Annotated in this window: 1 protein-coding gene; it reads left to right on the plus strand. The window is 63.1% G+C overall.

The window, feature by feature from the left end:
• Positions 1-2128 (plus strand): Ig-like domain-containing protein (locus tag JF545_RS19775; protein WP_206944873.1); only part of this gene is annotated, 2128 nt, incomplete at both ends.

Below are 2128 nucleotides of genomic sequence, written 5' to 3' on the forward strand. Positions count from 1 at the left end.
AACGCTGCTGAGCTGTCCGATGGGGTTCAGGCCAGCGTCGGTCTGACCGCCGGCACCCAGGCCGGTGACACCATTACGCTGCAGATCGATAACGCGGACGACGTGACGTATACCGTGACAGCGGACGACGTCTCCAATGGCAGCGCCACGGTAGTGATACCGAGCGATGCACTAACCGATGGCGACTATAGCGTGACGGCGGTGATTTCTGACGCTGCCGGCAATCGCTCTGCAACGTCCGATAGCGTTGGCTTCACTGTGGACGCTGCCGCGCCTGAAGCGCCGAGCATTGGACAAGTTCAGGACGATGCAGGTGACGTCACCGGAGCACTGACTAGCGGTGACAGTACCGATGACACTACCCCAGCACTGTCCGGCACCGCTGAGGCGGGCAGTACGGTGACGATCCTGGATGGCAGCACCGTTCTGGGAACCACCGAGGCGGACGGTAGCGGCAACTGGACCTTTACCCCGCCCGATCCGCTGGCCGAGGGCAACCATAGCCTGACAGTCACAGCGATGGATGCCGCCGGCAATACGTCAGAGCCGAGCGACGCCTTTGAACTGAGCGTGGATACTACTAGTCCTGGCGGCGACGCCGGTACCGATGCCCCGACTCTGGCGATTGCAGAGGCCGCGGATGGCGTCAACGCTGCTGAGCTGTCCGATGGGGTTCAGGCCAGCGTTGGTCTGACTGCCGGGACCCAGGCCGGTGACACCCTTACCCTGCAGATCGATAACGCGGGCGACGTGACGTATACCGTGACGGCGGACGACGTCTCCAATGGCAGCGCCACGGTAGTGATACCGAGCGATGCACTCACCGATGGCGACTATAGCGTGACGGCGGTGATTTCTGACGCTGCCGGCAATCGCTCTGTAACGTCCGATAGCGTTGGCTTCACTGTGGACGCTGCCGCGCCTGAAGCGCCGAGCATTGGACAAGTTCAGGACGATGCAGGTGACGTCACCGGAGCACTGACTAGCGGTGACAGTACCGATGACACTACCCCAGCGCTGTCCGGCACCGCTGAGGCGGGCAGTACGGTGACGATCCTAGATGGCAGCACCGTTCTGGGCACCACCGAGGCGGACGGTAGCGGCAACTGGACCTTTACCCCGCCCGATCCGCTGGCCGAGGGCAACTATAGCCTGACGGTCACAGCGACCGACCCTGCCGGCAACGTTTCTGCCCCAAGCCCCGCCTTCGAGTTGATTGTGGATATCAGCGCGCCAGACGCGCCTGTTATCAACCCTACCGACGGCTCCGTGATCAGTGGGGCCGCCGAGCCCGGGAGCACGATCGAACTCGACGTCGACGGTGACGGCAGTCCGGATCTGACGACCACGGCGGACGAAACGACCGGTGACTGGTCGGTGGCCCCGGATGCTCCGCTGGCAAACGACACCGTGGTCACGGCGACTGCGACAGACCCGGCGGGCAATACCAGTTCGCAGGCAACGACCACTGTGGATACTTCTCTGAATGACACCCAGCCGCCGGCCGCACCGACCATTTCGGACGTCGTGGATAGTGAAGGCGACGTTACCGGGCCGGTTTCCAACGGAGACAGCACCGACGATACCACTCCGACGCTTTCCGGTAGCGCAGAGGCGGGCAGTACGGTAGCGATATTTGATGGCGATACCGAGTTGGGGACCGTCGAAGCGAACGGGAGTGGCACCTGGACCTTCACCCCGACCGACCCGCTGGCCGAGGGCAGCCATAGCCTGACGGTCACTGCGACTGATGCCGCCGATAATACCTCGGATCCAAGCGAAGCCTTTGAACTGAGCGTGGATACTACTAGTCCTGGCGGTGACGCCGGTACCGATGCCCCGACGCTGGCAATCGCCGAGGCTTCAGATAACATCGTCAACGCCGCTGAGCTGTCCGACGGGGTTCAGACTAGCGTTGGTCTGACTGCCGGCACTCAGGCCGGTGACACCATAACCCTGCAGATCGACAACGCGGACGACGTGACGTATACCGTGACGGCGGACGACGCCTCCAATGGCAGCGCCACGGTGGTGATCCCGAGCGATGCACTCACCGATGGTGACTATAGCGTCGCCGCGGTGATTACCGACGCTGCCGGCAATAGCTCTGCTGCCTCCAGCAGCGTCG

Source organism: Halomonas litopenaei (assembly GCF_017303055.1).
Taxonomy (GTDB): domain Bacteria; phylum Pseudomonadota; class Gammaproteobacteria; order Pseudomonadales; family Halomonadaceae; genus Halomonas; species Halomonas litopenaei_A.